The organism is Lutimonas sp., assembly GCF_051011215.1.
In the GTDB taxonomy this organism is placed as follows: domain Bacteria; phylum Bacteroidota; class Bacteroidia; order Flavobacteriales; family Flavobacteriaceae; genus Lutimonas.
The window spans coordinates 1-3,288 of the sequence record NZ_JBPCUJ010000147.1 but is presented as its reverse complement, the minus strand read 5'-3'; the positions used below and the strand labels follow the sequence as shown (position 1 = coordinate 3,288).

The window sequence follows — 3,288 nt, the reverse complement described above, 5'->3', positions numbered from 1 at the left end:
CCTTGCAGGGTCTCTTCTCCGGTTAACATTTTTTGAGAAACTAATTCAAGTAAATATTGTCCACTAAAAATGTACATACCTAAAGCTCCTATAGAATAAATATCCACTCTTTGATCTGCATTAAATGGATCACGAATGCGTTCGGGTGCCATAAACATAGGCGTCCCACCGATCCTATTAATCTGGGTTTGTTGAGAAATAGTTGTGTCGACTTCCTTTACTAACCCAAAGTCAAGCAATTTAACAACATCTACAGCCCCACCCTGATTGCAAAGCATTACATTCATTGGTTTAATGTCTCGGTGAACCAATCCTTTTTCATGCGCTTCCTTTAAGGACAGGCAAATATGGTAAAGAATATATATGCCCCTTGCGACTGAAATATCGTTCTTACTATTTACAATTTTATCCAAGGAAACCCCATTAAGAAACTCCATCACATAGTAAAAATCATTATTCTCAGTAGTACCATAATCGTAAACCTTAATTGTGTTAGGATGAGATAATGACGAAGTTATTTTCACTTCTTTTTCGAAGCGATCAAGCATATCTGTATTTACAAAATCATTCTTCAATATTTTAATGGCCACAGGATTTTTAAGGAAAGTATGTTCTGCTCTATATACCTGGCCAAATCCTCCTTCGCCAATTTTCTCTCTTAGTTTATACTGCCCTAGAATACTGAAATCATCAACCTTCTTCCCTATTCTAGCGATACGAACATTTGAATTAAATAACAAAAAAGATAAAATCAGAATTATGATATAAAACACAATGAAGGTGTATTTAAAATAACCTAATGAAGCCAGTGCCTCATCATAATCTTCTTCAGTAATAATCCCGAAGTTGTATTCAGGAAGCCATGTATACGCTCCAATGACTTCAATGCCTCTATAATCTCTATAGGGAATCATAAGGTCCCCAGAATATATGGAATCTTTTGAAGCCAAATGGTTTAATGCCAAATCTACTATTCTAGTAAATGGCTGTTCTACTTGTTGCGTTTCAGGTATATCTCCATCCATTACATTAAGTCCTGGATCTTTTAAATCTATGTTGTAAATCGTTTCAGCAAGTGTGTCGTGATTTAATAAATAGGTCTCTCGAAGTTCCTTTGTAAACCTGCTCGAAGAAAGCATTTTTCCATCGTCATTGAAAGCGTAGGTCTCACTGGTGGCGCCATGCTTAGACAATTTAAGAATATTAGAAAAGCTGCCTTTTGCTTGATATGAACCTGCCAGAATTGCAATGACTTGCTGATCACTATTAAAAACAGGACATAAAAAATTTACCCAAGCTTCTCTTTTAATCGCATCACTGTATCCATCACTGAAATTATTTATCAAATCATAATTGTTGATTGGTGGGATAAAAACTATTTCTCCATTTTTTGCCCTCAAATAATCCTTGTAAATCATTTCACCCAAATCGAAGTTGAGCATTGATGTAATTCCTGTAGAGTCAACAAGAGAATTCCCTATAAGGATTTTAGGACTATTATTACTTAATAATGAAAGTAAACCAAATTTATTAACGGCACCTTCCTTTTGAAACCATTTTGTGGCTTCTTTAGCTACCTTAGATGTTCTTAACAATTCTAAAGACTCATCCAAATTTTCCAGACTATCAATGGCTTTCGCAAAATTTATCAGCTCATCATTAAGAGCGATAGCTTCAATCTTGTTACTTTCATTAATCAACCAACCTTGAAAAACTTCTGTAGTAGTATTTAGTAGTGCTTTTTTTTCTTCACGCTCTGAATTTAGAATACTGTTGCGAATATAATTCCCTGAAATAAATCCTGTTCCCAAAAGTAATATGAGAAACAAAAAAATCAGTATTAGCCTGTTTTTTTTGTTTCCAAAAAGTACTTTGGTCCAATTACTGACAACTTTAGAGCGAAAAACCGAATCTTTCCTGCCTACAAGTTTGGTTTTGTCCTTTTCAGAATCAATTAAAATTTCAGATTTATTCGACTCCTCTTCATGGATCTCTTTAAACAAGGACAAAACTTCAGTTTTTAACTGATCATTACCAGCGCAAAAAACATCTATTTTGCTTAAACCTTCTTCATAGGGTAGGTCTATAACTTTCGATAGAATTTCGGAAACCTTTTCGTGGAGTTCTTTTGAATTCATTAAATATCGCTCTTCATGAATTTTTTTAACCAGGCCTTTGCAACCCTCCAATCGATTTCAATGGTTTTAATTGAAACTCCCAGTTCATCTGCAATTTCCTGCATTTTCATTCCTCCAAAAAATTTCAGTTCCACCACTTTTGCCTGTCTTTCATGAACCTCCTCTAGTTTTTCCAATGCCTCATCTAAAGACAAAATGACCTCATCTTTTTCAACAGAATATGTCAATGCCTCTTCAAGGTCCAATTTTCTTTCTCCAGATCCCCTTTTTTGAGCGTTTTTATGCCGTGCGTGGTGCACCAATACCCTGCGAATTGCCTGAGCTCCAACCGCGTAAAAATGAGATCTGCCTTTCCAATCTATGTGATCCTGATCAACAAGACTCATATAGGCCTCATTTACTAATATCGTGGGTTGAAGGGTATGACCTTTATTTTCTCTTCTATATAATTTTTCGGCAATATTATGAAGATTATCATAAACCAAGGGGTAAAGATCTGCTGACCGATTACCACTATCAATGTTTTGTAGTATTTGTGTAACCTCACTTTTTTTGTTGGACATATAGAAAAATTGAAATGAATAATTTACAAATATAAAAATACAAAAATAAGTCTTCCAGAGATATCCGTAGCCCTTATTGCCTTTATTCGGACATCAGCATTCTATAACTTGTTTATAGTCATATAACTACATGTAGTTATTATTCTTTTAGGGTTTTATTAGAATTATAACCCTGTTTTAAATGAAGGTCAATAAAACATATTGATTTTGCACAGAATAGTAATTTAAAAATATAATTATGAAAAAACATGTAACATTAATTTTAGGACTAGCAATTGCAGCTTCATCATTTTTAACTAGTTGCGGCGCATCATCGGGAACAACGGCAAATAGAAAGAATTCTGTACATCATATTCACCATGGAAATAGCGTTTATGGAGCTCCATATTACCATGACAGAGATATTATTATCGTTGATCCTGTAGTTCCAGATATTGATATTCCTGAACCCGTGGTACTTCCAGAAGACGATTGGTAATACAGGACATCAGGTAATAAGCTACGGACTGCTCTATCCTCCATATGGAGAGAGAAGCTTTTTTTTTACTCAAATCCTATTTCCTAACACATGGAAAAACTATAGATCC

3 protein-coding genes are annotated in these 3,288 nt (G+C 34.5%); 1 reads left to right on the top strand and 2 read right to left on the bottom strand.

Going from position 1 to position 3,288, the window contains the following annotated elements; all coding sequences use genetic code 11:
* On the bottom strand, positions 1-2,138 hold a 2,138-nt coding region (locus tag ACR2MV_RS14040), incomplete at its 3' end, for a serine/threonine-protein kinase (protein WP_434022656.1).
* The gene (locus ACR2MV_RS14035; protein ID WP_434022654.1) at positions 2,138-2,701 is read right to left on the bottom strand and encodes a sigma-70 family RNA polymerase sigma factor; all 564 of its coding nucleotides are present in this window, start codon (positions 2,699-2,701) and stop codon (positions 2,138-2,140) included. The genes ACR2MV_RS14035 and ACR2MV_RS14040, both read right to left, overlap by 1 nt.
* Before the next feature lie 238 nt (positions 2,702-2,939).
* On the opposite strand from ACR2MV_RS14035, the gene ACR2MV_RS14030 reads away from it, so the two are divergent.
* Complete coding sequence (locus ACR2MV_RS14030) at positions 2,940-3,179, top strand: hypothetical protein (protein ID WP_434022653.1); 240 nt, start codon at positions 2,940-2,942, stop codon at positions 3,177-3,179.
* Positions 3,180-3,288: the final 109 nt, after the last annotated feature.